Here is a 24,257-nt window from a genome sequence, read left to right as displayed (position 1 = left end):
AGCAAAACCCCCGGCACGGGCCGGGGGTTTTGGTATCACTCGTCGAGGAAGGAGCGTAGATGCTCGCTTCGCGTCGGGTGGCGCAGCTTGCGCAGTGCCTTGGCTTCGATCTGACGGATCCGCTCGCGGGTCACGTCAAACTGTTTACCCACTTCCTCAAGGGTGTGGTCGGTATTCATGTCGATGCCGAAACGCATGCGCAGTACCTTGGCTTCACGGGCAGTGAGGCCGGAGAGTACGTCGCGTGTTGCTTCTTTAAGGCTCTCTACAGTGGCGACATCGATTGGCGACTGCATCGTCGAGTCTTCGATGAAGTCACCCAGATGGGAGTCTTCGTCATCACCGATCGGCGTTTCCATGGAGATCGGCTCTTTAGCGATCTTCAATACCTTGCGGATTTTATCCTCAGGCATTTCCATGCGTTCGCCCAGCTCTTCCGGGGTCGGTTCGCGACCCATTTCCTGCAACATCTGCCGGGAAATACGGTTGAGCTTGTTGATTGTCTCGATCATGTGCACCGGAATACGGATGGTGCGGGCCTGGTCGGCGATCGAGCGAGTGATCGCCTGACGGATCCACCAGGTGGCATAAGTCGAGAACTTGTAACCACGACGGTATTCGAACTTGTCCACAGCCTTCATCAAGCCGATGTTGCCTTCCTGGATCAAGTCGAGGAATTGCAGGCCACGGTTGGTGTACTTCTTGGCGATGGAGATCACCAGACGCAAGTTCGCTTCAACCATCTCTTTTTTCGCGCGGCGGGCCTTGGCCTCACCGATCGACATGCGACGGTTGATGTCCTTGATCTCGGCAATCGTCAAACCGGTTTCGGTTTGCAGCGCGATCAGCTTTTGCTGGCAACGAATGATGTCCGGCTGCAGGCGACCAATGGCTTCGGCGTACTTGCCTTTGCCTTTGGCGAGGCCGTCGGACCAGCTTTCGTCGACTTCGTTGCCCGGGAACTGGCGCAGGAAGTCGGCACGCGGCATCCGCGCATCACGTACGCAGAGCTGCATGATTGCCCGCTCTTGTGCACGCAAGCGCTCAAGGGCACTGCGAACACGCTCAACCAGGCCTTCGAATTGCTTCGGGACCAGCTTGATCGGCATGAACAGCTCAGCCAGGGCCACCAGCTCGGCAACGGTCAGCTTGTTGGCGCGACCGTGCTTTTTCAGCGCTTTGCGGGTGATTTCCATTTGATCGGAAACCGCACCGAAACGCTGAGCTGCAATGACCGGGTCTGGACCGCTTTCGACTTCGTCTTCGTCGTCGCTGCTATCGGCGTCGTCGTCTTCAGTGTCGTCGTCGGCTTTCGCGGCTTTCGCATCGACAGGCGGCGGTATCTCGGCGGCAGGCGGCGCAATGCCGTCGTCCGGGTCGATATAGCCGCTCAAGACGTCGGACAGGCGACCACCTTCGGTGGTGACGCGAGTGTACTCGGAGAGAATGTGGTCAACCGTGCCAGGGAAGTGCGCGATTGCGCCCATCACTTCACGGATACCCTCTTCAATACGCTTGGCGATTTCAATTTCGCCTTCACGTGTCAGCAACTCGACGGTGCCCATTTCACGCATATACATGCGCACAGGGTCAGTCGTGCGACCGATGTCGGTCTCCACCGCAGCCAGCGCGGCAGCGGCTTCTTCAGCGGCTGCCTCGTCGGTGTCGGAGTCGGCCAACATAAGGGCGTCCGCATCCGGAGCACTCTCGTGTACGGGGATCCCCATGTCATTAATCATGCGGATGATGTCTTCCACCTGCTCTGGATCTGAAATATCCTCAGGCAGGTGGTCGTTGACCTCTGCGTAAGTCAGATATTTCTGCTCACGACCAAGGGTGATCAACTCTTTGATACGAGACTGCTGTTGCGCTTTTCCGGACATAACACCCTATCCACTGAAGGTCTTGGCGGGCAAAAAACAAGCCGAGGATTATACCCGAGCTATGACCTCACGCGCCAGCTGAGGTCGGGTTTGATGCGCAAACATTCTGTTTTAAGAGGTCACGCATCTGTTTTGCTATCTGAATTTGCTCTTCTGCCGATAATCCCGGCTGTTTTGCTCTTTTAATCAGGTCATCCAGGGTCTGCGTATGTTGACCCGCCGATAACCTAGTAATGGTGTCTAAAAACTGTTGTTCAAGGTTATCTCCGTCAATTAGCCACTCCTTTTCCGCGAGTGCTTTCAAAAGACGCCCCTGATCCGTGCCATGCCAGCGAGCCATCAGCTGAATGGAGTTTAGCTTAGGGTTTTTCTGCAACGCTCCGATCAGCGCAATTAACAGCTGGGCGTAAGTGTTGCTCTCGTTGGCGAAGTGATCCGCCGTTTCAACCTTCCCGGCCATCTGGGGGTGGTGAATCAGTGTGCGAAGCGCAATAAGTGTAGGCGCCTCTACCCCAACCGGTGTTCGCGGCCCGCGAGGTTCATCGCGGGCGCCGCGCTTGGCATTTTTGCTCCAGGGCTTGTCGTCCCATTTCTTGCCGCCGGCGCCAGGTTTCTTCGGCGTCCAGTCCTGCTGAGGCGCGTAGGCGTCCTGCGGTTGGTGGAAGTCGGCGTAGTCCGGCATCGCATCGTAATTCATGCCTGGGTCGTAGACGGGCGGCGCCTCTTGCGGCGCGCTGTGCACCAATTGGCTGACGGCCTCACCGCTCAAACCGGTAATTTCCATGAGTCGCTGGCGCATCAAGGTGCGCAGGTTGGCGCCCGGCACTTTATCAATCAATGGCGCCGCGAGGGTGGCCATGTGGGCCTTGCCTTCGAGGGAGCGCGGGTCGGCTTCTTCGGTCAGTTGCTGGAAGAAATAGTCCGCCAGCGGCTGCGCATGTTGATTGATGCGCGCGCGGAACGCGTCGGTGCCTTCGGAACGTACCAGGGTGTCCGGGTCCTCGCCTTCGGGCAAGAACAGAAAGCGCGCACGGCGCCCATCCTGCAAGCTCGACAACGTGGCCTCGAGTGCGCGCCAGGCGGCGTTGCGGCCTGCCTGGTCACCGTCGAAGCAAAACAGCACGCTGGGCACTACGCGAAACAGGCGTTTCAAATGTTCTTCGCTGGTGGCGGTGCCGAGCGTCGCCACGGCGTTACGCAGGCCTTGCTGGGCCAGTGCGATCACGTCCATGTAGCCTTCAACCACAATGATTTCATCGAGGTTGCGATTGTTTTTGCGCGCCTCGAACAGGCCGTAGAGTTCCTGGCCCTTGTGAAATACCGCGGTTTCCGGGGAGTTCAGGTACTTGGGCTTGTCGTCCCCCAATACCCGGCCACCGAACGCGATGATTCGGCCGCGGCTGTCGCGGATCGGAAACATCACGCGGTCACGGAAGCGGTCGTAGCGCTTGCCGGTCTCGGCGTTTTCAACCAGAAGGCCGGCGTCGATCATGGCTTTCTGCTGCAGGGTGTCGCTGCTCAGGTGCTTATACAGATTGTCCCAGCCTGGCGGTGCGAACCCGAGGCCGAAGTCCCTGGCGATTTCGCCGGTGAGGCCGCGGCCCTTGAGGTAGTCGACGGCGGCCTTGCGCTGCGGATGGCTTTTAAGTGCCTGACGATAAAAGTCGGCAGCGGCAGTCAGCAGCGGGTACAGCGGCGAGTCGGTGGGTTGCCGTGGTTTGTGCGGCCGGCCGCTCTCTTCGCGTGGGACTTCCATGCCGGCGGCTTTCGCCAGGTCCTCGATAGCCTGGGGGAAGTCCAGGTTGTCGTGGTCCATGAGGAAGCCGAGCGCATTGCCGCCCGCGCCGCAGCCGAAGCAGTAATAGAATTGCTTGTCGGGGCTGACGCTGAACGACGGGGTCTTTTCCTTGTGAAACGGGCAGCAGGCCGTGTAGTTCTTGCCGGCTTTTTTCAGTTGCACGCGCGAGCTGACAACATCGACGATGTCGGTGCGGTTCAGAAGGTCGTCAATAAAGCTCTGGGGAATTAGCCCGGCCATGGCGTTCTCGTCATCACTGCGTGTAAATGAGGGCCCGTGAAGTGTTCAAGCGCACGTAACGAGTGCTCGAGCATCTAGCGTCTGCATGGGTTGTAAGGAAGTGTATCTGCCGAATGCTCGCTGACGTTAACTTCAGGTCAGTTTTCGACGTGGAAATGTTGCCCCAAGAGCCCGGTCTTGACCAGTGGTGGCCTCGGAAACTCATCGGTGGGCACAGTCGACCTGTTGATCGGCTGCTTGAAAAAAAGGGGTGTGCTCGTCAGTAGCCTTGTAAGGCTCGTCAGAAGAGACGTGCACCGCTGGCAAAAGAGCCAGTCCTGACGTGTGAAGCGGTGTCTCGGTCGCATGGGCGGCGTCGACGATGAAACATCAAGCTATATCCGCAAATGCCAATAGCCCGGCTGAGGGCCGGGCTTGGCAGAAGCTTGCTACGAACGTCTGTGTATTAGTACAGACGAACGGCGCGGCGCTGCTCGCGCTGAACTTTCTTGGCGTGACGCTTAACAGCGGCTGCTGCTTTGCGCTTACGCTCAGAAGTTGGCTTCTCGTAAAATTCGCGGCTACGAACTTCAGCCAGTACACCGGCTTTTTCGCAGGAGCGCTTGAAACGACGCAGAGCTACGTCGAAGGGTTCGTTCTCTTTAACTTTGACGGCTGGCATCCAGAGCTACCTTCTTTCATTACCGGGATCAACGTTCTCGTCGCAAAAAATTCGCGGCTGAGGTCGTCGGTTTTTAAGGGTTGCGGATGTTAACCTCTCATTGCCTGGAATGCAAAGCCTCTGATCGAAAACCGCTAGTCGGGAGGGGGAGTGGGGACTATTATGCGCGCCTTCGAATTCAGCCTCTACAAGGCGCAAACCCATGCTAGTACTGGGACTTGAAACCTCCTGCGACGAAACCGGTGTCGCACTTTACGACAGTGAACGCGGGCTTTTGGCCGATGCACTGTTCAGCCAGATCGACCTGCACCGCGCCTACGGTGGCGTGGTGCCGGAGCTGGCCAGCCGTGATCACGTCAAACGTATGTTGCCGTTGATTCGCCAAGTGTTGGACGAGGCCGGTTGCGTACCGACCGAGATCGACGCCATTGCCTATACCGCTGGCCCCGGATTGGTCGGAGCCCTGCTGGTTGGGGCCTCTTGCGCCCAGGCGCTGGCATTTGCCTGGGGCATTCCGGCCCTCGGCGTGCACCACATGGAAGGCCATTTGTTGGCGCCCATGCTGGAAAAAACACCGCCGCAGTTCCCGTTCGTCGCTTTGTTGGTTTCGGGGGGGCATACGCAGCTGGTTCAGGTCGATGCGATCGGCCAATACACCCTGTTGGGCGAGTCTCTGGATGACGCCGCCGGCGAAGCGTTCGACAAGACCGCGAAGATGATGGGGCTCAATTATCCGGGTGGCCCGGAAATCGCCCGGCTTGCCGAAAAAGGCGCTCCAGGCCGCTATACCTTTCCGCGCCCGATGTGTGATCGCCCGGGTTTGATGTTCAGCTTCAGCGGCTTGAAAACCTCCGCGCTGAATACCTGGCAGCACAGCGTCAGCGCCGGAGACGACAGTGAGCAAGCCCGTTGCGACATCGCACTGGCGTTCCAGCAGGCCGTGGTGGAGACTTTGACCATCAAGTGCAAGCGTGCCCTGAAGCAGACGGGCATGCAGCGCCTGGTAATCGCTGGTGGCGTCAGCGCCAACAAGGCGTTGCGCACTTCACTGGAAAAAATGCTCGGCGACATCAAGGGCGAGGTGTTTTACGCGCGCCCTGAGTTTTGCACCGACAATGGCGCGATGATCGCCTACGCGGGTTGCCAGCGATTGCAGGCCGGGCAGCATGAAAGCCTGGCGATCAGCGTGCAGGCACGTTGGCCGATGGAGCAATTGTCACCGTTGTAGTTGCCAGGCGTGAGCCGGGTTCATCGACGGTATTTAAAAATGCCGTTCGCGCCCGGCAAACAGGTCGCGTAAATTGCCGCGGTGGCGCCAGGCGATCAGCAGTGTCAGCACGCTCATCGGCAACAGCGCCGCAGGTGCTTGCCAAGCCAGTAATGGCAGGGTGAGCGGCGTGGCGATCAACGCGGCCAACGAGCTGGTGCGGGTCAGGTAGAACGTCAGCAACCAGGCAAGCACGGCCAGCAGCGCTGCCGGAGGGTAAATCGCCAGCAACATGCCGGCCGCCGTGGCGACACCTTTGCCACCGCGAAAGCGGAAGTACAGCGGAAGCATATGGCCGAGCACCGCACACACGCCCACCCAGGCCTGTTGTTGCAAGGGCAGGCCTGCAGCGCTGGCGATCAGTACGGGCAGCAGGCCCTTGCAGGCGTCGCCCAGCAGCGTCAATACGGCGAGTTTCTTGCCGGCCAGGCGCAACATGTTGGTGGCGCCGGCATTGCCTGAGCCACTCATTCGCGGGTCGGGGTTGCCCGTCAGGCGGCTGAGCAAAATGGCGAAGGACAGCGAGCCAAGCAGGTAGGCAAAAATTGCCAGTGACCAAAACATGCTAACTATTCCGGGCGAGGACGCCCTGATTCTAACGGGGCATCGCGCCCTTGTCGTGCTGCGGAGAAGAGCGTGGACAGAGTGTTTATCGAAGGCCTGGAAGTCGACACCGTGATCGGGGCCTACGACTGGGAGCGCGGCATCAAGCAATGCTTGCGCCTGGACCTGAGTTTCGCCTGGGACAATCGCCCGGCCGCCGCCGGTGACGACCTGGCCCTGGCGCTGGATTACGCCAGTGTGTCGGCGCGTATTCAGGCCTTTGCCGAGCAGTCGCAGTACCAATTGGTAGAAACCTTTGCCGAGCGCCTGGCCGAAGTGCTGATGAGCGAATTCCAGATTCCCTGGCTGCACCTCAAGTTGACCAAGCCCGGCGCCGTGCCGGCTGCCAGTGGCGTAGGCGTGGAGATCGAGCGCGGATGTCGCTGACTCAGATTTACCTGGGGCTTGGCAGCAATATCGAGCGCGAGCGCCATCTGCGCGCTGGCCTGGATGCGCTGGCGAGTTTTTTAACGGACGTGCGGTGTTCGCCGGTGTTCGAAAGCCAGCCGGTGGGTATCAAGAGTGGGCCATTCTTCAACCTGGTGGTGTCGGCCTATACCGAGCTGCCCTTGATGGAGCTGGACCGCCGATTGAAATTCATCGAGGCCGACAATGGCCGTTATGCACCCGACCGCAAAGGCCTGCCGCTGGACATTGACGTGTTGCTGTACGGCGAGCAGGTAGGGAATTTCGACGGCCTGATACTGCCGCGCGCAGAGATCCTGACAAACGCTTTTGTACTGTGGCCGCTGTCGCTGATGGCCCCCGACCGTGTGCACCCGCAGGCAGGCAAAACACTGGCTGAGCTGTGGCGCGACGCGCAGATTGACCAAGTGCTGGCGCCTGTCGGCTTCGAGTGGCAAGGCCAGCCACTCACCCCGGCTGCGTTGCTCTAGCCACCAAGCTCCCTATCGCAAGGATGCTTTCTGCAGCCGAATGAGCTTACCGTGGTGAGGAGGCTTGCTGTGGAGGGCGCTTACTGTGGCGAGCGGGCTTGCTGTGGCGAGGGGGCTTGCTCCCGTTGGGCTGCGTAGCGGCCCCAAAAGCCGCAAAGCCACGCACCCATTGAATCATGGAGCAGCCTTTTGCTCTTTGTAAGCCTTCAGCGCCCCAAGCCGCTCGCGCTTTAACGCCTCGCCCAACGCCGGACCTTTAAACCCTTTCTCCAGCAGCGGCGCCACTGCAACATCGCGCGCCACCTGCGCCGCCCCGCGCAAATAATCCGCCTGTGGATAACTTCGTTGCTCAAAGCCCTTGCGGCCTCGTGCATCCATTTCACACGCCACCACAAATTCCTCAAAGCGCTGCGGTCGACGATACACATCAAAACTCTGCAGCAACTCCAGCAATGTCGAGGCTTTCAGCTCCAGCGCGCGGTGGCCATGCGTGTGGTATTGGCCCACCAGCAACGCCAGCTCCTGGCAGTCCCTTGGCACTTTAAAGCGCTCGTTGACCGCCTTGATCAGCTTCAAACCCGTGTGCTCGTGGGCAATATGCTGAGGCAACTTATCCACAGGCGTCAGGCCTTTGCCCAGGTCATGCAGCAAGCACGCCCAGCGTACGGTCAACGGCTGGGCGTGCAGCGCAGCCTGTTCGAGCACGCTCAAAGTGTGTATGCCGGTGTCGATTTCAGGATGATGAACTGCGGGCTGCGGCACGCCGAACAGCGCATCCACCTCCGGCATCAAGGTTTTCAGCGCGTTGCAGTCGCGCAGTACCTGGATAAATACCTGAGGTTGATCTTCCATCAGCGCCCGCGAGATTTCCTTCCAGCTGCGCTCCGGCGTCAACGCTTCCAACTCGCCGGATTCGCTCAGATGGCGCATCAGTTCCAGGGTTTGCGGCGCCACGGTGAAACCCAAGGGCGCATAACGCGCTGCAAAGCGTGCAACGCGGAGTACGCGCAGAGGGTCTTCGGCGAACGCGGGCGAAACGTGACGCAAAATGCGTGCTTCCAGATCCCGCTGGCCGTGGTAGGGGTCGGTCAAGTTGCCGTCATCGTCCTCCGCCATCGCGTTGATGGTCAGGTCGCGGCGAATCAGGTCTTCTTCCAGCGTGACCTCGGGGCTGGCGTGGAACACAAAGCCGCCATAACCCCGGCCACTCTTGCGCTCGGTGCGGGCGAGGGCGTATTCGTCGCCGGTTTTCGGGTGCAGGAATACCGGAAAATCGGCGCCGACCGGCTTGAAGCCTTTGGCAAGCATTTCTTCGGTGGTTGCGCCGACGACGACGCGGTCGATGTCGGTGACCTTGATGCCTAGCAAGCGGTCACGTACCGCACCGCCGACTGTGTAGATTTTCATGAAAAAGCCTCCATTAGCGGCACAGGATAACGCCTGTGCCTGACCAGTGGAGGCTTTGCTGTTTCAGAGATGAACCACGGCCATGTCCAGGCGGCCGTAGTCGTTGTCGCTGTGCTCGCTACGCGGGGGCACATGGTGGGTTTTCATCACTTGATCGCCCTGCAGCGTCTCCAGGTGGATGTCGAAACCCCACAACCGATGCAGGTGCTTGAGCACTTCTTCGGTGGATTCACCCAACGGCTTGCGGTCGTGCTGCTGGTGGCGCAGGGTCAGCGAGCGGTCGCCGCGCACATCGATGCTGTAGATCTGCACATTCGGCTCGCGATTGCCCAGGTTGTACTGCGCCGCGAGTGTTTCGCGAATGGTGCGGTAGCCGGGCTCATCGTGGATCGCCGGCACCACCAAATCATCCTTTAGGTCGTCATCCATGATGCTGAACAGCTTGAGATCACGAATCACCTGAGGTGAAAGGTACTGCAGGATGAAGCTCTCATCCTTGAAGCTGCTCATGGCGAATTTGATGGTCGACAGCCAGTCGCTGCCGGCGATCTCGGGGAACCAGTGGCGGTCTTCGTCGGTTGGGTGTTCACACATGCGGCGGATGTCGCGGTACATCGCAAAGCCCAGAGCATAGGGGTTTATACCGCTGTAATACGGGCTGTCAAAACCAGGCTGGAACACCACGCTGGTGTGCGAGGTGAGGAACTCCATCATGAAACCGTCGGTGACCAGGCCCTCGTCATACAGGTCGTTCATCAGGGTGTAATGCCAGAACGTCGCCCAGCCTTCGTTCATGACCTGAGTTTGGCGCTGTGGGTAAAAGTACTGGGCGATCTTGCGCACGATGCGCACAATTTCGCGCTGCCACGGTTCCAGCAGGGGCGCGTGTTTTTCCAGAAAATACAGGATGTTTTCCTGAGGTTCGGCGGGAAAGCGCGCATTGTCTTTATCGCTGTTCTTGTCGGCACGTTTGGGAATGGTGCGCCACAGATCGTTGATCTGCTTCTGCAGGTGTTCTTCGCGCTCCTTCTGGCGCAGACGCTCTTCCTCGGCAGAAATCGGATAGGGGCGTTTGTAGCGGTCGACGCCGTAGTTCATCAGGGCGTGGCAGGAGTCGAGCAGGTCCTCCACCGCGTCGATGCCGTGGCGTTCCTCGCATTGCATGATGTACTGCTTGGCGAACACCAGGTAATCGATGATTGAGCTGGCATCGGTCCAGGTGCGGAACAGGTAGTTGCCCTTGAAGAAACTGTTATGCCCATAACATGCGTGGGCAACCACCAGGGCCTGCATGCAGATGGTGTTTTCTTCCATCAGGTAGGCGATGCACGGGTCGGAGTTGATCACGATCTCGTAGGCGAGGCCCATCTGGCCTCGGGTATAGGACTTTTCGGTGCTGAGGAAGTGCTTGCCGTAGGACCAGTGGTGATAGCCCAGCGGCATGCCGACGGAGGCGTAAGCGTCCATCATCTGTTCGGCGGTAATCACTTCGATCTGGTTGGGGTAGGTGTCCAGCGCATAACCCGCCGCAATGCGGCTGATTTCCCGGTCATACGCCTGGATCAGTTCAAAGGTCCACTCGGAGCCGGTGGAAAGGGGTTGGCGCTTATGCTCTTTTTTGGCGGTCATGTCACTAACCTGCGCTGGAAGAGTTCACGGAAGACCGGATAAATATCGCCGGCCGAGACCAGTTGCTGCTGGGCGAATGTGTCGGCAAAGGCGTCGCCGATGCGCTCATATTCGAACCACAGGGCCTGGTGCTCACGAGGGGTAATTTCGACGTAAGTGTAGTACTGCACGAACGGCATGATCTGCTTGATCAGGATGTCGCGGCAGATCGGCGAATCGTCGTTCCAGTTGTCGCCGTCAGAGGCTTGCGCCGCATAGATATTCCACTCACTGGCCGGGTAGCGCGCAGCCATAATCTCTTGCATCAGCTTCAGGGCGCTGGACACGATGGTGCCGCCGGTTTCCCGTGAATAGAAAAATTCTTCTTCGTCCACTTCCCGGGCGCTGGTGTGATGGCGGATGAACACCACGTCGATCTTGTCGTAGTTTCGCTTGAGAAACAGGTACAGCAAGATGAAGAAGCGCTTGGCGATGTCTTTGGTGGCTTGGGTCATTGAGCCCGACACGTCCATCAGGCAGAACATCACGGCCTTGGAACTGGGGTTGGGCTGTTTGACCAACAGGTTGTATTTCAAGTCGAAGGTATCGAGAAACGGCACTCGGTGGATGCGTGCACTGAGTTTCGCGATTTCACCCTCGATCTCCTGAATATCGCCGAAGTTATCCGGTTCTTCGCGTTTCAGTCGCTCCAGTTCGGCCTTGGCCTCGCGCAGTTTCGCCCGGCTGCTGCCAGACAACGCAATACGTCGCGCATGCGCGGAGCGCAGGGTGCGAATAATGTTGATCCGCGACGGGTTGCCTTCGTTGCTGATGCCGGCGCGCACCGTCTTGAAGGTATCGGTACCGGTCAGGTTGCGTTTGACCAGGTTGGGCAGTTCCAGGTCCTCAAACATGAACTCCAGGAATTCTTCCTGGGTGATCTGAAACACGAATTCATCCATGCCTTCGCCGGAATTGCCGGCTTTGCCTGGGCCTTTGCCGCCGCCACCGCCTTGCGGGCGCTGGATATGCTCGCCAGTGGTGAATTCCTTGTTGCCGGGGTGTACGACGGTTTGCTTGCCGCCACGGCCGTGGTGCAGCACCGGTTCGTCAATGTCGCGCCCGGGAATACTGATTTGTTCGCCATGCTCCATGTCGGTAATGGAGCGGCGGCTGACGGCCTCTTCAACGGCCTTTTTGATGTGGTCACGGTAACGCCGCAGGAAACGCTGACGGTTTACCGTGCTCTTGTTCTTGCCATTGAGGCGTCGGTCGATCACATAGCTCATAGGGGCCCCTCCGGGGAGCTTCAAGTCGTAAGCTATAAGCTGCAAGCAAGAGCCCGATGAAGCCAGGCACAGTGGCTCTTGCCTTGCAGCTTGTAGCTAAAAGCTTGCCGCTGCCTCTCTTACTGCGATTTCCGGACCCGTAGGTACCATTCCGAAAGAAGGCGTACCTGTTTGTCGGTGTAGCCACGTTCGACCATTCGCGTGACGAAGTCGTTGTGTTTTTGCTGGTCCTCCTTGCTGGCCTTGGCGTTGAAGCTGATGACCGGCAGCAGGTCCTCGGTGTTGGAGAACATTTTCTTCTCGATAACCACCCGCAGCTTCTCGTAGCTGAGCCAGGTAGGGTTCTTGCCATTATTGTTGGCCCGGGCGCGCAGCACGAAGTTGACGATTTCGTTGCGGAAATCCTTCGGATTGCTGATGCCGGCGGGTTTCTCAATCTTCTCGAGCTCCTCGTTGAGGGCCACGCGGTTGAGAATTTCGCCGGTTTCCGGGTCGCGGTATTCCTGGTCCTGAATCCAGAAGTCTGCGTACAGCACGTAGCGGTCGAAGATGTTTTGGCCGTACTCGCTGTAGGACTCCAGGTACGCGGTCTGGATTTCCTTGCCGATAAACTCGATGTAGCGCGGCGCCAGGTATTCCTTGAGGAAGCGCAGGTAGCGCTCGCGGGTCTCGGCCTGGAATTGCTCTTGTTCGATTTGCTGTTCCAGCACGTAAAGCAGGTGCACCGGGTTGGCGGCAATCTCGTGCGGGTCGAAGTTGAAGACTTTGGAGAGGATCTTGAAAGCGAACCGCGTGGAAAGGCCGTTCATGCCCTCATCCACGCCCGCCGTGTCGCGGTATTCCTGAATCGACTTGGCCTTGGGGTCGGTGTCCTTAAGGTTTTCGCCGTCGTACACGCGCATCTTCGAGTAAATGTTCGAGTTTTCCGGCTCTTTGAGGCGCGACAGCACGGTGAACTGCGCCAGCATCTTCAGCGTGTCAGGCGCGCAATGGGCTTTGGCCAAGGAACTGTTAAACAGCAGTTTGTCGTAGATTTTGATTTCATCGCTGACCCGCAAGCAGTACGGCACCTTGACGATGTAGATCCGGTCGATGAAGGCTTCGTTGTTTTTGTTGTTGCGGAAGGTGTGCCATTCCGACTCGTTGGAGTGGGCCAGCAGAATGCCGGTGAACGGAATCGCGCCGAGGCCTTCGGTGCTGTTGTAGTTACCTTCCTGGGTCGCGGTAAGCAGTGGGTGCAGCACCTTGATCGGTGCCTTGAACATTTCGACGAACTCCATCAAGCCTTGGTTGGCCCGGCACAGCGCGCCCGAATAACTGTAGGCATCGGCGTCGTTCTGCGGGAATTCCTCGAGTTTGCGAATATCAACCTTGCCCACGAGCGCCGAAATATCCTGGTTGTTCTCATCACCCGGTTCAGTCTTGGCCACGCCGATCTGGTTGAGGATCGACGGGTAGAGTTTGACCACGCGGAACTGGCTAATATCCCCGCCAAATTCGGCGAGGCGCTTGGTGGCCCAAGGCGACATGATGGTATTGAGGTAACGCCGTGGAATGCCGAAGTCTTCTTCGAGGATCGCGCCATCTTCCGTGGCGTTGAACAGCCCCAAAGGCGACTCGAACACCGGTGAACCCTTGATGGCGTAGAAGGGTACCTTTTCGATCAACTGTTTGAGCTTTTCGGCCAGCGACGACTTACCGCCGCCGACAGGGCCGAGCAGGTACAGGATCTGTTTCTTCTCTTCCAGGCCTTGGGCGGCATGGCGGAAGTAGGAGACGATCTGGTCAATGCATTCTTCCATGCCGTGGAAGTCTTCAAAGGCCGGGTAGCGGCGGATCACCTTGTTGGAGAAGATTCGCGACAGGCGCGAATTATTGGCCGTTTCGACCAGTTGAGGCTCGCCAATCGCCAATAGCAGGCGTTCGGCGGCAGACGCATAGGTGCTGCGGTCCTTTTTGCACAGGTCGAGATACTCTTGCAACGAGAGTTCTTCGTGCTGTGTGGACTCAAAGCGCTGTTGGAAGTGGCTAAAGATACTCATGACGTCGTCACCTCGCTCGATACGTGGAGCCGACGCCGGGTCAATCAGTCGATGCTGGCAGTCATTGGTGATTACCAATGACCGTTTTCCCCCCAGAACACCCTGAAACGTTACCGATGACCCGCACGCCGGTGTACCGGCTCTCCCCTGATTTGGATGGCCTGCGCTTAAGGATAGTTCGGAATCGGGGAGGTCAAGGCGGGATGCGTAATTAGTTTGCCCGCGCCGTTTGTCAGAAACGGCGCGAGCCCAAGCGTCACGCGGGGTAGCGGGGTGTGAAAAAAATTATTGCGAATCGCCGGAGTCAATGTCTGCAGGATAGGTCGTACGCCACAGTTCAAAGCCACCGTCCAGGCTGTAGACGTCGCTGAAGCCCTGGCTGATCAGATAAGCCGCTGCGCTCTGGCTGGAATTGCCGTGGTAGCACCCCACGATCACTGGCGCGTCGAGGTCGGCTGCGCGGATGAAGTCGGCAATGTTGACGTTGTCCAAACGCCGTGCACCGCTGATATGCGCGGCGGCGTACGTCGGCTGATCGCGGATGTCGACGACCACAGCACCTTGCTCGCGCAGGGCCTGTGCTTGTTCGGGAGAGATACGTTTGAATTCGCTCATGGCGGGCTCCTTGGGCAGGGTTGCAAGCGGCGTCTAGCGCTGGGCGGCCGGCAGTGTAACGGGAATAGGGGCGTTGCACTGGCAGTTCAGGCGCTCGCCGGTGTCGATGTTCATCAGGGTCATGCTGCCGCCCCACACGCAGCCGGTGTCGAGGGCGAACACGCCGGGTTCTTCGCATTTGCCTTCAAGGGCCGCCCAGTGGCCGAAGATGATCTTCGTGTCACGGGTTTTGCGTTCCTTGTGCGCAAACCACGGCTTATAGCCGGGCAGTGCGGTATCGGCGCCTTCCTTGCTCTTGAGGTCCAGCTTGCCTTCGGCGGTGCAGAAACGCATGCGCGTGAAGTAGTTGGTGATCACGCGCAGGCGGGGCACGCCGCTCAGGTCGTTGTCCCACTTGACCGGTTCGTTGCCGTACATGCCGTCGAGGTAGGCGTTGTACAGGGCGTCATCGGCGAGTGCGCTTTCAACTTCGGCAGCGCACTTGAGGGCTTTTTTCAGCGTCCATTGGGGCGGGATGCCCGCATGCACCAAGGCGGTGTTACGGCCTTCGTCGTAATGCATGAGTTTTTGTCGGCGCAGCCAATCCAGCAGTTGCGCGCGGTCTGGCGCTTCAAGAATTTCGCGCAGGGTGTCGCCCTTTTTCAGGCGCTCGATGTTCTTGTCGGCCGCCAGCAGGTGCAGGTCGTGGTTGCCCAGTACGCACACCAGTGAATCGCGCAGGTTATACAGGTAACGCAGGGTGGCGAGGGACTCGGGGCCGCGATTGACCAGGTCACCGACCAGCCACAAGCGGTCGTGTGCCGGGTCGAAGGCGACCCGCTCCAGCAAGCACTTGAGAGGCTCGAGGCAGCCTTGCAGGTCGCCCACCGCGTACGTCGTCATCAGTGCAGCGCCCCTGGCACCGCGAGGCGGAAGGGCGCAATGATGGCATCGAACAGTTTGCCGTCAGTGGCTTTCATCTGAAACGAACCCTGCATGGTGCCGACCTTGGAGGTCATCACCGTGCCGCTGCTGTATTTGTGGCTCGCGCCGGGTTCGATCAAAGGTTGCTGGCCGACCACACCCGCGCCGCGCACTTCCTCGACCTGGCCGTCACCGTCGGTGATCACCCAGTGGCGCGACAGCAGCTTGGCCGGCACCTGCCCGTTGTTTTCCACGGTAATGGTGTAAGCAAAAGCGAAACGGTTATGTTCGGGTTGGGACTGGTCCGCGAGGAAGCGGGTAACGACGCTGACGTCGATCTGGTAGCGAGGATCGGACATGCAAGAGGCCTTAAAAGCAAAAGCTGGGGACAGCAGATGCGGGTCAGTCTAGGCCAAGAGCAGGGCACTAGGCCAGAAATGCTGACAGGCTTGTCGCGATAGCATCAGCGCGCACTGGCTGATGCATCGCGAGCAAGCCCGCTACCGCAGGCTTTAGTCCGCGGCGGGCGCAGGCTGTATGGCCAACTGGTCGGCCAGGCGCACGAACGCTGCCAGGTCCAGTTGCTCGGGGCGCAGGCTGCCATCAACGCCGGCGGCCTGGATTTCGTCGTTGCTGAGCAGGTTCTTCAGCGTGTTGCGCAAGGTTTTGCGGCGCTGGTTGAACGCTTCACGTACCACGCGCTCCAGCAACTTGTGATCTTTGGCCGGGTGCGGCAGCACGGCGTGTGGCACCAGGCGCACGATGGCCGAATCAACCTTCGGCGGCGGGTTAAACGCGCCAGGGCCGACGTTGAACAGGTGTTCCACGCGGCAGTGGTACTGAACCATGATCGACAGGCGGCCCCAATCGCCGCCGCCAGGGCCTGCGGCCAAACGCTCAACCACTTCTTTTTGCAGCATGAAGTGCATGTCGCGGATGAGGCCTGCGTTGTTCAACAGGTGAAAAATCAGCGGCGTGGAGATGTTGTATGGCAGGTTGCCGACCACACGCAGGCTGTTGGGGGCTGCATCAAGGCTGGTGAAGTCGAACTTCAGTGCATCGCCCTGGTGCAGGTTGAAGTTAGGCATGCCGGCGAATTGCTGATTGAGGATCGGGATCAGGTCCTTGTCCAACTCAACCACGTCCAGTTGGCCACCGCTGTTCAGCAGGCCTTTGGTCAGTGCGCCCTGGCCCGGGCCGATTTCCAGCAAGCGGTCGGAAGATTTGGCGTGGATGGAGCGCAGGATGCGGTCGATTACGCCAGCGTCGTGCAGGAAGTTTTGCCCGAAGCGCTTGCGCGCCCGGTGTTGGTAATGCTCGGTCATAGTCGGGTCTCGGCCATCTGATAGGCGGTTTCCAGGGCCACGTGCAGGCTGCCGGTATCGATCTTGCCGCTGCCTGCCAAGTCCAGGGCAGTGCCATGGTCGACAGAGGTGCGGATGATCGGCAGGCCTAGTGTCACGTTGACTGCGGCGCCGAAGCCTTTGTATTTCAGCACGGGCAGCCCCTGGTCATGGTACATCGCCAGCACTGCGTCGCAGTGCTCCAGATATTTGGGGGTAAACAGAGTGTCCGCTGGCAGTGGGCCGCGCAGGTCCATGCCTTCTTGGCGCAGACGCTCTAATGTCGGTTCAATGATGTCGATTTCTTCATGGCCCAAGTGGCCGCCTTCACCGGCATGCGGGTTGAGCCCACAGACCAGGATGCGTGGTTGGGCAATGCCGAACTTCTGTTGCAGGTCGGTGTACAGAATACGAGTGACGCGCTCAATGCGCTCGGCGGTGATGGCATCGGCAATATCACGCAGCGGCAGGTGCGTGGTGACCAAGGCCACGCGCAAGCCGCGTGTAGCCAACATCATCACCACTTGGGCGGTGTGGGTCAGCTCTGCAAGGAACTCGGTATGGCCGGAAAAGGCGATGCCGGATTCATTGATCACACCCTTGTGCACGGGTGCGGTGATCATGCCGGCGAAGTCGCCGTCGAGGCAGCCTTGGCCGGCACGCGTCAGGGTTTCCAGCACAAATGCCGCGTTGGCCTTGTTCAACTGGCCGGCAACCACGTCGGCTTGCAGTGGGGTGTGCCACACATACAGGCTGCCCGCCGGTGCCGGCTGGTCGGGCCAGTTGCCTGGCGCCGCGTCCAGCAGCGTGACGGCCACGCCCAGTTGCGCGGCCCGCTCAAGGAGCAGGTCGCGGCTGGTAATGGCAATCAGGGGGTGTGGCTGGGGTTGCGAGGCGAGCAGCAGGCACAGGTCTGGACCAATGCCGGCCGGCTCGCCGGGTGTTACCGCGAAACGCTGTGGTTTCACTGGGCTGCCTGGTCGGTGCCTGTTTGTTCGGCGCCTGGCAGCTTGTTTTCTACATAGGCTTCGTCACGGATCTGACGCAACCAGGTTTGCAGCTCTTCGTCGTACTTGCGGTTACGCAAAACGGTCAGTGCTTGTTGCTCGCGGGCCTGGTTGGTGTTGTCAGTCGCACGGCGACCCAGCACTTCCAGTACGTGCCAGCCATATTGAGTTTTGAACGGCTTGGACAGCACACCTTGCGGCGTCTTGGCCATGACGTCCTGGAACTCCGGCACCAGTGCTTTCGGGTCGATCCAGTTCAGGTCGCCGCCGTTAAGGGCAGAGCCCGGGTCTTCCGAGAAGCTCTTGGCCAAGGTGGCGAAGTCTTCACCCGCCTCTATGCGGTCATAGATCTTCTGGGCCAGTTCCTTGGTTTGCGCCTCGGTACGGATTTCGCTTGGTTTGACCAGAATGTGACGAACATGCACTTCGTCTCTCAGCGAGGTCTCGCCGCCGCGTTTTTCCAGCAACTTAAGGATAATAAAACCGCCTGGCGTACGTGCTGGCTGGGTGATTTCACCCGGCTGCATGGCGCTCAGCTCACGGTCGAACGGGGGTGGCAATTGGGCAGCTTTACGCCAGCCCATATCACCGCCGTCCAGGGCGTTGTCGCTGCCCGATACGGCAATGGCGGTCTGCGCAAAATCAGCACCGGCTTTCAGGCGGTCATAAACTGCCTGAGTTTTTGCGGCGGCCGCATTGAGCTGCTCGGCGTTGGCGCTGTCCGGGGTCGGGATCAGAATGTTGGCCAGGTGCAGCTCTTCGGAGAGCTGCATCTTGCCAAGGTCGGAGGCCAGGAAGTTTTTGACTTCCTGCTCGGACACCTGAACCCGCTCGGCCACACGGCGCTGACGCACACGGCTGATGATCATTTCGCGGCGGATCTGGTCACGCGCGTCCTCATAGGACAAACCGTCGTGGGCCAGGGCAGCACGGAACTGGTCAATGCTCATGTTGTTGCGTTGAGCGATGGTGCCGACGGCCTGGTTCAGTTCTTCGTCCGAAATACGAATGCCGGAACGATCGCCGATCTGCAGTTGCAGGTTTTCGACGATCAGGCGTTCCAGCACCTGTGGGTCCAGTACGCTGGTAGGCGGTACGCCGCCGCCACGCTTGGCGATGGTTTGCTGAACTTCCTTGACCCGTTGGTCCAGTTGGCTCTGCATGATCACGTCGTTATCGACGATGGCCACTACCTTGTCCAGCTGTTGAACCGCAGCGTGTGCCGATGCGGTCCCCAGGAACAGCGCGCCCAGCACGAGTGGGCGCAAGCAATCAGAAAGCTTGATCTTCACGTTCACGATAACCTTGAATGCCTTTGTCGAGGAAGCTCTCTACCTTGGCGCCGGTCAGGCCGCCGAGTCCTTTAAGGACCACCTGGAAGAAGAGCCCGTGGTCACCCTTTTCGTTAAGCGGGGCGATCTGGCTGTATTCGTCGTTGGAAACCCAGTAACGGTTGATGACGCGCAGTTTCCAGCAGCAGTTGTCGTACTCGAAACCACCGAAGGCTTCCAGGGTACGGTTGCGGGCATAGTCATACTGCCAGCGGGAGATCAGGTTCCACTGCGGAATGATCGGCCACATCATCGAGAAGTCGTGTTGCTGGATTTTGTAGTAATCCTTCACGTAGTTCGCGGTATCCGATGGCACGCTGTAGTCACCACCAAACTGCCACTTGCCGGTCAGCTGGTTGTACACCACCTGGTCGTTGCGATAGCGGTAGCCGAGGTTGATGATCTTGTTCGGGTTGTCTTCCGGCTGGTAGTGGAACATCGCGCTGCCCGAACGTGGGCTGTGCTCTTCAGTGTCCCAGTTGTAGTCGGCCGTGGCGCGCCAGTCGCGGTTGAAGCGGAACTCGTATTCCAGGGCGATTGGCGATACATCGGACTGTGCGTCGGCACGATCAGCCGCCAGGATGCCCGGCAGTTGAACCTCGCGGTTCTTGAAGTACACCGCCTGGCCCACGGAAACGCGCTGACGTTCAAAGCCGTTCTCTTCGATCCAGCGGCTGGTCAAGCCCAGGGACAGCTTGTTCTCGTCGCCGATCCGGTCGGTGCCGCTGAAGCGGTTATCGCGGAACAGCGAGGCGTAGCTGAACGAGTACTCACTGGTGTCGAATACCGGAATATCGCTTTGGTCCTTGTTAGGCACATAGAGATAGTAGGCACGCGGCTCCAGGGTCTGGCGATACTCTTTGCCGAACCAATTGGTATTGCGGTCGAAGTACAGGCCGCTGTCGACGCTGGCGACTGGAATTGCGCGGTCCTGGGAGCTTTTGAACACCCCGCCTGCGTAAGGAGAAGCACCCGGCGCCAGAGCAGCGGCTTGAGCGGCAATAATGTCGTTCTTGCCTTTGCTGTCCAGGTCAAGATCGTACTTGGTATAGACGTACTTGAGCTTCGGCGTAATAAAACCGTAGGTCCAGTTCATCGGGTAATCGACGGCCGGGGCGGCGGTCAGGCGCGTACCGTTTGCACGCGTGAGACCGGCGACGTTGGTGTCCAGACGCGGTGACGTAGCACCGTTTTCATCTGTAAACGTGCCACTTTCGAGGTCGCGTTCAAACCGAACAGCTTCCGTCTCATAGGTAAAGTTCAGCCCGCCTGGATGGTAAGGCAGCGCACCGTTGAAGGTAATCTGCGGCAACCGGTCATAAGGCGTGATCTGCGAGATCGTCGACAGCTGGTAAGCCTGCAGGTTAACGCGGGCTTGATACGAGTCGCCCCGATACGTCACAGAACCTTGCTGGTTAAGGAAGTCGCGGTTTTGAACCCCTTCCTCGTAGGACTTCAGGTCCTGGAAGTAATAAGGATCGCTGATTTTGGTGTAATCGACCTGGGTCGATATCCGCGAGTCCAAGCCGCCACGGTGCTGCCAATTGAGCATGTAGCGGGTACTTTCGTAATCGCTCTGCTTGTTGCGCTCGTCGTTGTCGTCGTTCAGGTACGCACCGCCGAACTGGCCTTCGCTGGACTTGGTGAGGTAGCGGAACTCGCCTTCCATCATCATGCCGCGCTTGGTCATGTATTGCGGGTACAACGTGGCGTCGTAGTTCGGCGCCAGGTTGAAGTAGTAAGGCGTGACGAGTGTAAAGCCGCTTTCGCTGCCGGTGCTGAAGCTCGGCGGCAGGAAGCCGGATTGACGACGATCGTCGATCGGGAAATAGATGTACGGGGTGTACAGGATCGGAATGTTCTTGATCCGCAGCGTCGCGTTGGTCGCCGTACCGAAACCGGTGGCGGGGTTCAACGTGATGTTGTTGCCGCGCAGTTGCCAGGCGTTGCTGTCTGGCTCGCACGTGGTGTACGTACCGTCTTTGAGACGGATGATCGCGTTTTCAGCACGTTTTGCGTACAGCGCGTTACCGCGGATACGCGACTTGTGCATCACGTATTCAGCGTTGTCGATCTGGGCCGCGCCGGTATCGAGCTGTACCTGGGCATGATCGCCGACGATCAGCGCACCGTTGTCGCGCAAGCGAACGTTGCCGTTCAGCTCGCCACGGTTCTCGGCCTGATACAGGCTGGCCTCTTCAGATTCCAGCTGCATGCTGCCCTGGCGCATGACGACGTCACCGGCCAGGGTCGCGACTTGCTGTTCCTGCTCGTAACGAGAGGCCTTGGCACCGATAAAGGTCGGCGCATCGCTCTTGTTGGTCTTGTCGTTCATGCCGGGACGCATCGGCTCGATGTACGCGCCGGAGCAATAAGGACCGGTTTCGGCCAACTGGGCGGCGGTCAGCTTCTCGCGAGGCACCCAGTCCAGGTGGCTATAGTCGGCGCTGCGCGAACGCAGGCCACGGCCCTTGGACTCGGTAACCAGAGCGGTCTTCGGTGCGGCCTCGGCGCTGCCACCAGCGTCGGCTTGCGCCGTGCTGTTGGCCGAGCTGACGGCTGCACCGTCATGCACCGGTCGCGGTGGCAATGGGGCTGCGGCGCTTTTCGGCGCACAATCCCAGGCACCCGAAGCAGAGACTGAGCAGTCATACTGTTCCGCGGCGACCACGAATGAGGTGGCGAAAGGTTGCATGGCCAGCAGACTGCCGGTTACCAGCAACGGAAATTTTCTACGAAACGCGGGGGATTTCAATGCCATCTTATTAGTCCGGGCTTCCTGCGTGCCATCTGCCCGCGGTGTGGGCCGCACGCCTCTCGATGGTCTGAAAAAGATGCGTGATAATAAAGCATGACCCGCTTGACGGCTAGCGCCGTCGGAGACCCTTGTAATGCCCGAGCAAGATCTACGTTTACAACAGCTGAAAGTCTGGCTGGATGAGCAGTTGCCGATCCTTTTCAACGCGCAAGGTTGGGGCTCCGTACCCCCGGCCACATTGACTGCGGCCAGCAGTGACGCGAGTTTCAGGCGTTACTTCCGGTGGGAAGGCGGTGGGCATGGTTTTGTCGTAATGGACGCACCGCCACCCCAGGAAAACTGCAAACCTTTCGTCGATATCGCTGATTTACTCGCGAAATCCGGCATAAACGTTCCAAAAATTTATGCAGAAGATTTGCCGCGCGGCTTTCTTTTGCTGAATGACCTGGGCACAAAAACCTATCTGGACGTGATTGACGACAAAAACGCCGATCAATTGTTTGCCGATGCCATCGATGCGTTGCTCGCGTTTCAGCAATTGCCGATGGACGCGCCGTTGCCCAGTTATGACGTCGCCTTGTTGCGCCGTGAGCTGGAATTGTTTCCGGAGTGGTACGTTAAAAGGCACTTGGGCATCACGTTCGACGCCCAGCAACACGCGCTCTGGCAGCGCGCCAGCGATCACTTGATCGACAGCGCCCTGGCCCAGCCAAAAGTACTGGTGCATCGCGACTATATGCCGCGCAACCTGATGATCAGCCAGCCAAACCCCGGCGTGCTGGATTTTCAGGACGCGGTCTACGGCCCGGTCACCTACGACATCACGTGCCTGTTCAAGGACGCGTTCCTCAGTTGGCCCCACGCCCGTGTGCGTGAATGGCAGCGCGGTTACTGGCAGCGCGCCGGCGCGCTGGGCATTCCTGTACAGGCAGACTTTGAAGAGTTCCTGCGGGCCAGCGACCTGATGGGCGTGCAGCGCCACCTCAAGGTAATCGGCATTTTTGCGCGCATCTGCCACCGTGACGGCAAGCCGCGCTACCTGGCGGACGTGCCACGCTTCTTTGCTTATATAGAAGCGGTACTGGCAGACCGGCCTGAATTGGACGCGTTGGCTGAGTTGCTGGCCAGTGTGCGCCAACCGGTCGAGGCCGGCCTATGAAGGCCATGATTTTGGCGGCCGGCAAAGGCGAGCGCATGCGCCCGCTGACGCTGCACACGCCCAAGCCGCTGGTGCAGGCGGGTGGCAAGCGGTTGATCGAATATCACCTGGAAGCACTGGCCAAGGCGGGTTTCACCGATATTGTGATCAACCATGCCTGGCTTGGGCAGCAGATCGAAAGCTACCTGGGCGACGGCGCGCAGTATGGCCTGCGTATTCAGTACTCAGCCGAAGGCGAGCCGCTGGAAACCGGCGGCGGGATCTTTCAGGCATTGCCGCTGTTGGGCGACGAACCCTTCCTGGTGGTCAACGGGGATATTTGGACGGACTACGATTTCACCCGGTTGCGCCAGCCCCTTCAGGGCCTGGCCCATTTGGTGATGGTGGATAACCCGGCGCATCACCCGTCAGGCGGTGATTTTTACCTGGATCAGCAGTTGCTTCATGATGCGGCGCCCGGTGCCGATAACCTGACCTTCAGTGGCATTTCAGTGCTCGACCCGCAGTTGTTCGCAGGTTGCAGCGCGGGCGCCTTCAAGCTGGCGCCGTTGTTGCGCGCGGCGATGGCGAAAGGTCTGGTAACGGGGGAGCACATGACGGGACGCTGGATTGATGTCGGCACGCTGGAGCGTCTGGCGCAGGTCGAAACCTTGCTGACTGCGGGGCAATAAAATGTTATGGCCAGGGACGCTGATCGGCGCCGGGGCTGGCTATGCCATTGCCAGTATTCCGGGGGCCTTGTTGGGCGCATTGCTGGGGCAGGCGCTGGACCGCCGCCTGCAACTGCAGAGTTGGGCGCAGTTGCGCGAGCGCCTCGGCGGGCGCCCGGCGTTACGCAACGATGAATTGCTGTTCGTGCTGTTGGGGCGCCTGGCCAAAAGTAACGGGCGGGTGGTGGACGGGCATATTCAGCAGGCGCGGCAAGAAATGCGTTCGTTGGACATGAGCGAGTCCGCCCAGCGCCGGGCGATTAATGCGTTTAATCGCGGCAAGTCGGGTTCTGACGGCATGCGCACGTATCTGCGCGTGCTCAAGGCTCAGCCGCATGCTGCGGAAGGCGTTTTGCGTGCGTGTTGGCGGATGGCGTGGGCGGATGGCAGGGCGGATGAGGTTGAGTGCCGCTTGATCAACCTGTGGGGAAAGTGGCTCGGTTGGACGCCGCAGCAGTTGCAGGCGCTGGCGCTGGATTTCGCACCGGAGCGTAAACCGTTGGCTAATCGCGGTGGTGCGTATCAGGAAGCGTTGCGGGTGTTGGGTGTGACGGCGACGGCTGAGCCTGACGCGATCAAACGGGCTTATCGCCGACTGCTCAGCCGGCATCACCCGGACAAAATCGCCGGCAGTGGCGCTACGCCTGCTCAGGTGCGCGAGGCGACTGAGCGAACGCGCGAGTTGCACAATGCTTATGCGTTGATTCGCGAGCGCCGCGATTTTCGATAGTCGTTCT

General features: G+C 59.4%; 21 protein-coding genes. 6 read left to right on the top strand and 15 right to left on the bottom strand.

Going from position 1 to position 24,257, the window contains the following annotated elements; genetic code table 11:
• Positions 1-35: 35 nt before the first annotated feature.
• The 3 genes from rpoD to rpsU form a co-directional block, all read right to left on the bottom strand.
• A complete protein-coding gene (rpoD, locus tag ACOZK9_RS19640; protein WP_058415253.1) occupies positions 36-1,883 on the bottom strand; it encodes an RNA polymerase sigma factor RpoD in 1,848 nt (615 codons plus the stop codon).
• A 67-nt stretch (positions 1,884-1,950) separates the two neighbouring features.
• Positions 1,951-3,921, bottom strand: coding sequence for a DNA primase (gene dnaG / locus ACOZK9_RS19635; RefSeq protein WP_058415254.1), 1,971 nt, complete (start codon positions 3,919-3,921; stop codon positions 1,951-1,953).
• A gap of 445 nt (positions 3,922-4,366) precedes the next feature.
• Complete coding sequence (gene rpsU / locus ACOZK9_RS19630; RefSeq protein WP_002551877.1) at positions 4,367-4,582, bottom strand: 30S ribosomal protein S21; 216 nt, start codon at positions 4,580-4,582, stop codon at positions 4,367-4,369.
• Between the two features lie 202 nt (positions 4,583-4,784).
• Between rpsU and tsaD the strand changes: the two genes are divergently transcribed.
• Positions 4,785-5,810 carry a tRNA (adenosine(37)-N6)-threonylcarbamoyltransferase complex transferase subunit TsaD gene (gene tsaD / locus ACOZK9_RS19625; protein WP_058415255.1) on the top strand — a complete coding sequence of 342 codons (1,026 nt, stop codon included), beginning with the start codon at positions 4,785-4,787 and terminating at the stop codon, positions 5,808-5,810.
• 33 nt (positions 5,811-5,843) lie between these two features.
• On the opposite strand, the gene plsY is transcribed toward tsaD, so the two are convergent.
• On the bottom strand, positions 5,844-6,413 hold the full coding sequence (gene plsY, locus ACOZK9_RS19620; RefSeq protein ID WP_058415256.1) for a glycerol-3-phosphate 1-O-acyltransferase PlsY: 570 nt from the start codon (positions 6,411-6,413) through the stop codon (positions 5,844-5,846).
• A gap of 72 nt (positions 6,414-6,485) precedes the next feature.
• On the opposite strand from plsY, the gene folB reads away from it, so the two are divergent.
• Both folB and folK read left to right on the top strand, forming a co-directional pair.
• Positions 6,486-6,839 carry a dihydroneopterin aldolase gene (folB, locus tag ACOZK9_RS19615; protein ID WP_058415257.1) on the top strand — a complete coding sequence of 118 codons (354 nt, stop codon included), beginning with the start codon at positions 6,486-6,488 and terminating at the stop codon, positions 6,837-6,839.
• Positions 6,830-7,348: a 2-amino-4-hydroxy-6-hydroxymethyldihydropteridine diphosphokinase gene (folK, locus tag ACOZK9_RS19610; protein ID WP_152749347.1), complete on the top strand. Its 519-nt coding sequence runs from the start codon at positions 6,830-6,832 to the stop codon at positions 7,346-7,348. The genes folB and folK overlap by 10 nt, the downstream gene beginning before the upstream one ends.
• Before the next feature lie 174 nt (positions 7,349-7,522).
• Here the strand turns inward: folK and ACOZK9_RS19605 are convergent, their stop codons facing one another.
• The 11 genes from ACOZK9_RS19605 to ACOZK9_RS19555 form a co-directional block, all read right to left on the bottom strand.
• The gene (locus ACOZK9_RS19605) at positions 7,523-8,755 is read right to left on the bottom strand and encodes a multifunctional CCA addition/repair protein (protein WP_421556374.1); all 1,233 of its coding nucleotides are present in this window, start codon (positions 8,753-8,755) and stop codon (positions 7,523-7,525) included.
• A gap of 63 nt (positions 8,756-8,818) precedes the next feature.
• Positions 8,819-10,384 (bottom strand): SpoVR family protein, encoded by a 1,566-nt coding sequence (locus tag ACOZK9_RS19600; protein ID WP_058415260.1) that lies wholly within the window; start codon positions 10,382-10,384, stop codon positions 8,819-8,821.
• Positions 10,381-11,652 carry a YeaH/YhbH family protein gene (locus ACOZK9_RS19595; protein WP_058415261.1) on the bottom strand — a complete coding sequence of 424 codons (1,272 nt, stop codon included), beginning with the start codon at positions 11,650-11,652 and terminating at the stop codon, positions 10,381-10,383. The genes ACOZK9_RS19600 and ACOZK9_RS19595 overlap by 4 nt, the downstream gene beginning before the upstream one ends.
• 119 nt (positions 11,653-11,771) lie before the next feature.
• Positions 11,772-13,694: a PrkA family serine protein kinase gene (locus tag ACOZK9_RS19590; protein ID WP_058415262.1), complete on the bottom strand. Its 1,923-nt coding sequence runs from the start codon at positions 13,692-13,694 to the stop codon at positions 11,772-11,774.
• A 285-nt stretch (positions 13,695-13,979) separates the two neighbouring features.
• Positions 13,980-14,309, bottom strand: a complete 330-nt coding sequence (gene glpE, locus ACOZK9_RS19585; RefSeq protein WP_152751110.1) for a thiosulfate sulfurtransferase GlpE — start codon at positions 14,307-14,309, stop codon at positions 13,980-13,982.
• A gap of 33 nt (positions 14,310-14,342) precedes the next feature.
• A complete protein-coding gene (locus ACOZK9_RS19580; RefSeq protein ID WP_152751109.1) occupies positions 14,343-15,191 on the bottom strand; it encodes a symmetrical bis(5'-nucleosyl)-tetraphosphatase in 849 nt (282 codons plus the stop codon).
• Positions 15,191-15,571, bottom strand: a complete 381-nt coding sequence (apaG, locus tag ACOZK9_RS19575; RefSeq protein ID WP_152751107.1) for a Co2+/Mg2+ efflux protein ApaG — start codon at positions 15,569-15,571, stop codon at positions 15,191-15,193. The genes ACOZK9_RS19580 and apaG overlap by 1 nt, the downstream gene beginning before the upstream one ends.
• Positions 15,572-15,724: 153 nt before the next feature.
• The gene (rsmA, locus tag ACOZK9_RS19570; protein ID WP_058415266.1) at positions 15,725-16,537 is read right to left on the bottom strand and encodes a 16S rRNA (adenine(1518)-N(6)/adenine(1519)-N(6))-dimethyltransferase RsmA; all 813 of its coding nucleotides are present in this window, start codon (positions 16,535-16,537) and stop codon (positions 15,725-15,727) included.
• Complete coding sequence (pdxA, locus tag ACOZK9_RS19565; protein WP_122251730.1) at positions 16,534-17,523, bottom strand: 4-hydroxythreonine-4-phosphate dehydrogenase PdxA; 990 nt, start codon at positions 17,521-17,523, stop codon at positions 16,534-16,536. The genes rsmA and pdxA overlap by 4 nt, the downstream gene beginning before the upstream one ends.
• Positions 17,520-18,854, bottom strand: a complete 1,335-nt coding sequence (locus ACOZK9_RS19560; protein ID WP_058415295.1) for a peptidylprolyl isomerase — start codon at positions 18,852-18,854, stop codon at positions 17,520-17,522. The genes pdxA and ACOZK9_RS19560 overlap by 4 nt, the downstream gene beginning before the upstream one ends.
• The gene (locus ACOZK9_RS19555; protein WP_152746255.1) at positions 18,835-21,654 is read right to left on the bottom strand and encodes an LPS-assembly protein LptD; all 2,820 of its coding nucleotides are present in this window, start codon (positions 21,652-21,654) and stop codon (positions 18,835-18,837) included. The genes ACOZK9_RS19560 and ACOZK9_RS19555 overlap by 20 nt, the downstream gene beginning before the upstream one ends.
• 130 nt (positions 21,655-21,784) lie before the next feature.
• Here ACOZK9_RS19555 and ACOZK9_RS19550 point away from each other — a divergent pair, with 130 nt between their 5' ends.
• From ACOZK9_RS19550 to ACOZK9_RS19540, 3 genes are read left to right on the top strand one after another with little or no spacing between them, the layout of a single operon-like run.
• Complete coding sequence (locus ACOZK9_RS19550; protein ID WP_421556373.1) at positions 21,785-22,810, top strand: aminoglycoside phosphotransferase family protein; 1,026 nt, start codon at positions 21,785-21,787, stop codon at positions 22,808-22,810.
• Positions 22,807-23,481 (top strand): N-acetylmuramate alpha-1-phosphate uridylyltransferase MurU, encoded by a 675-nt coding sequence (murU, locus tag ACOZK9_RS19545; protein ID WP_122251727.1) that lies wholly within the window; start codon positions 22,807-22,809, stop codon positions 23,479-23,481. Before ACOZK9_RS19550 ends, murU begins: the two co-directional genes overlap by 4 nt.
• A gap of 1 nt (position 23,482) precedes the next feature.
• Complete coding sequence (locus tag ACOZK9_RS19540; RefSeq protein WP_058415271.1) at positions 23,483-24,250, top strand: TerB family tellurite resistance protein; 768 nt, start codon at positions 23,483-23,485, stop codon at positions 24,248-24,250.
• Positions 24,251-24,257: the final 7 nt, after the last annotated feature.

The sequence above is a fragment of the Pseudomonas kitaguniensis genome, assembly GCF_049199985.1.
Classification (GTDB): domain Bacteria; phylum Pseudomonadota; class Gammaproteobacteria; order Pseudomonadales; family Pseudomonadaceae; genus Aquipseudomonas; species Aquipseudomonas kitaguniensis.
The sequence above is the reverse complement of the archived record's forward strand: the minus strand, read 5'-3'. Positions and strand labels throughout refer to the sequence as shown.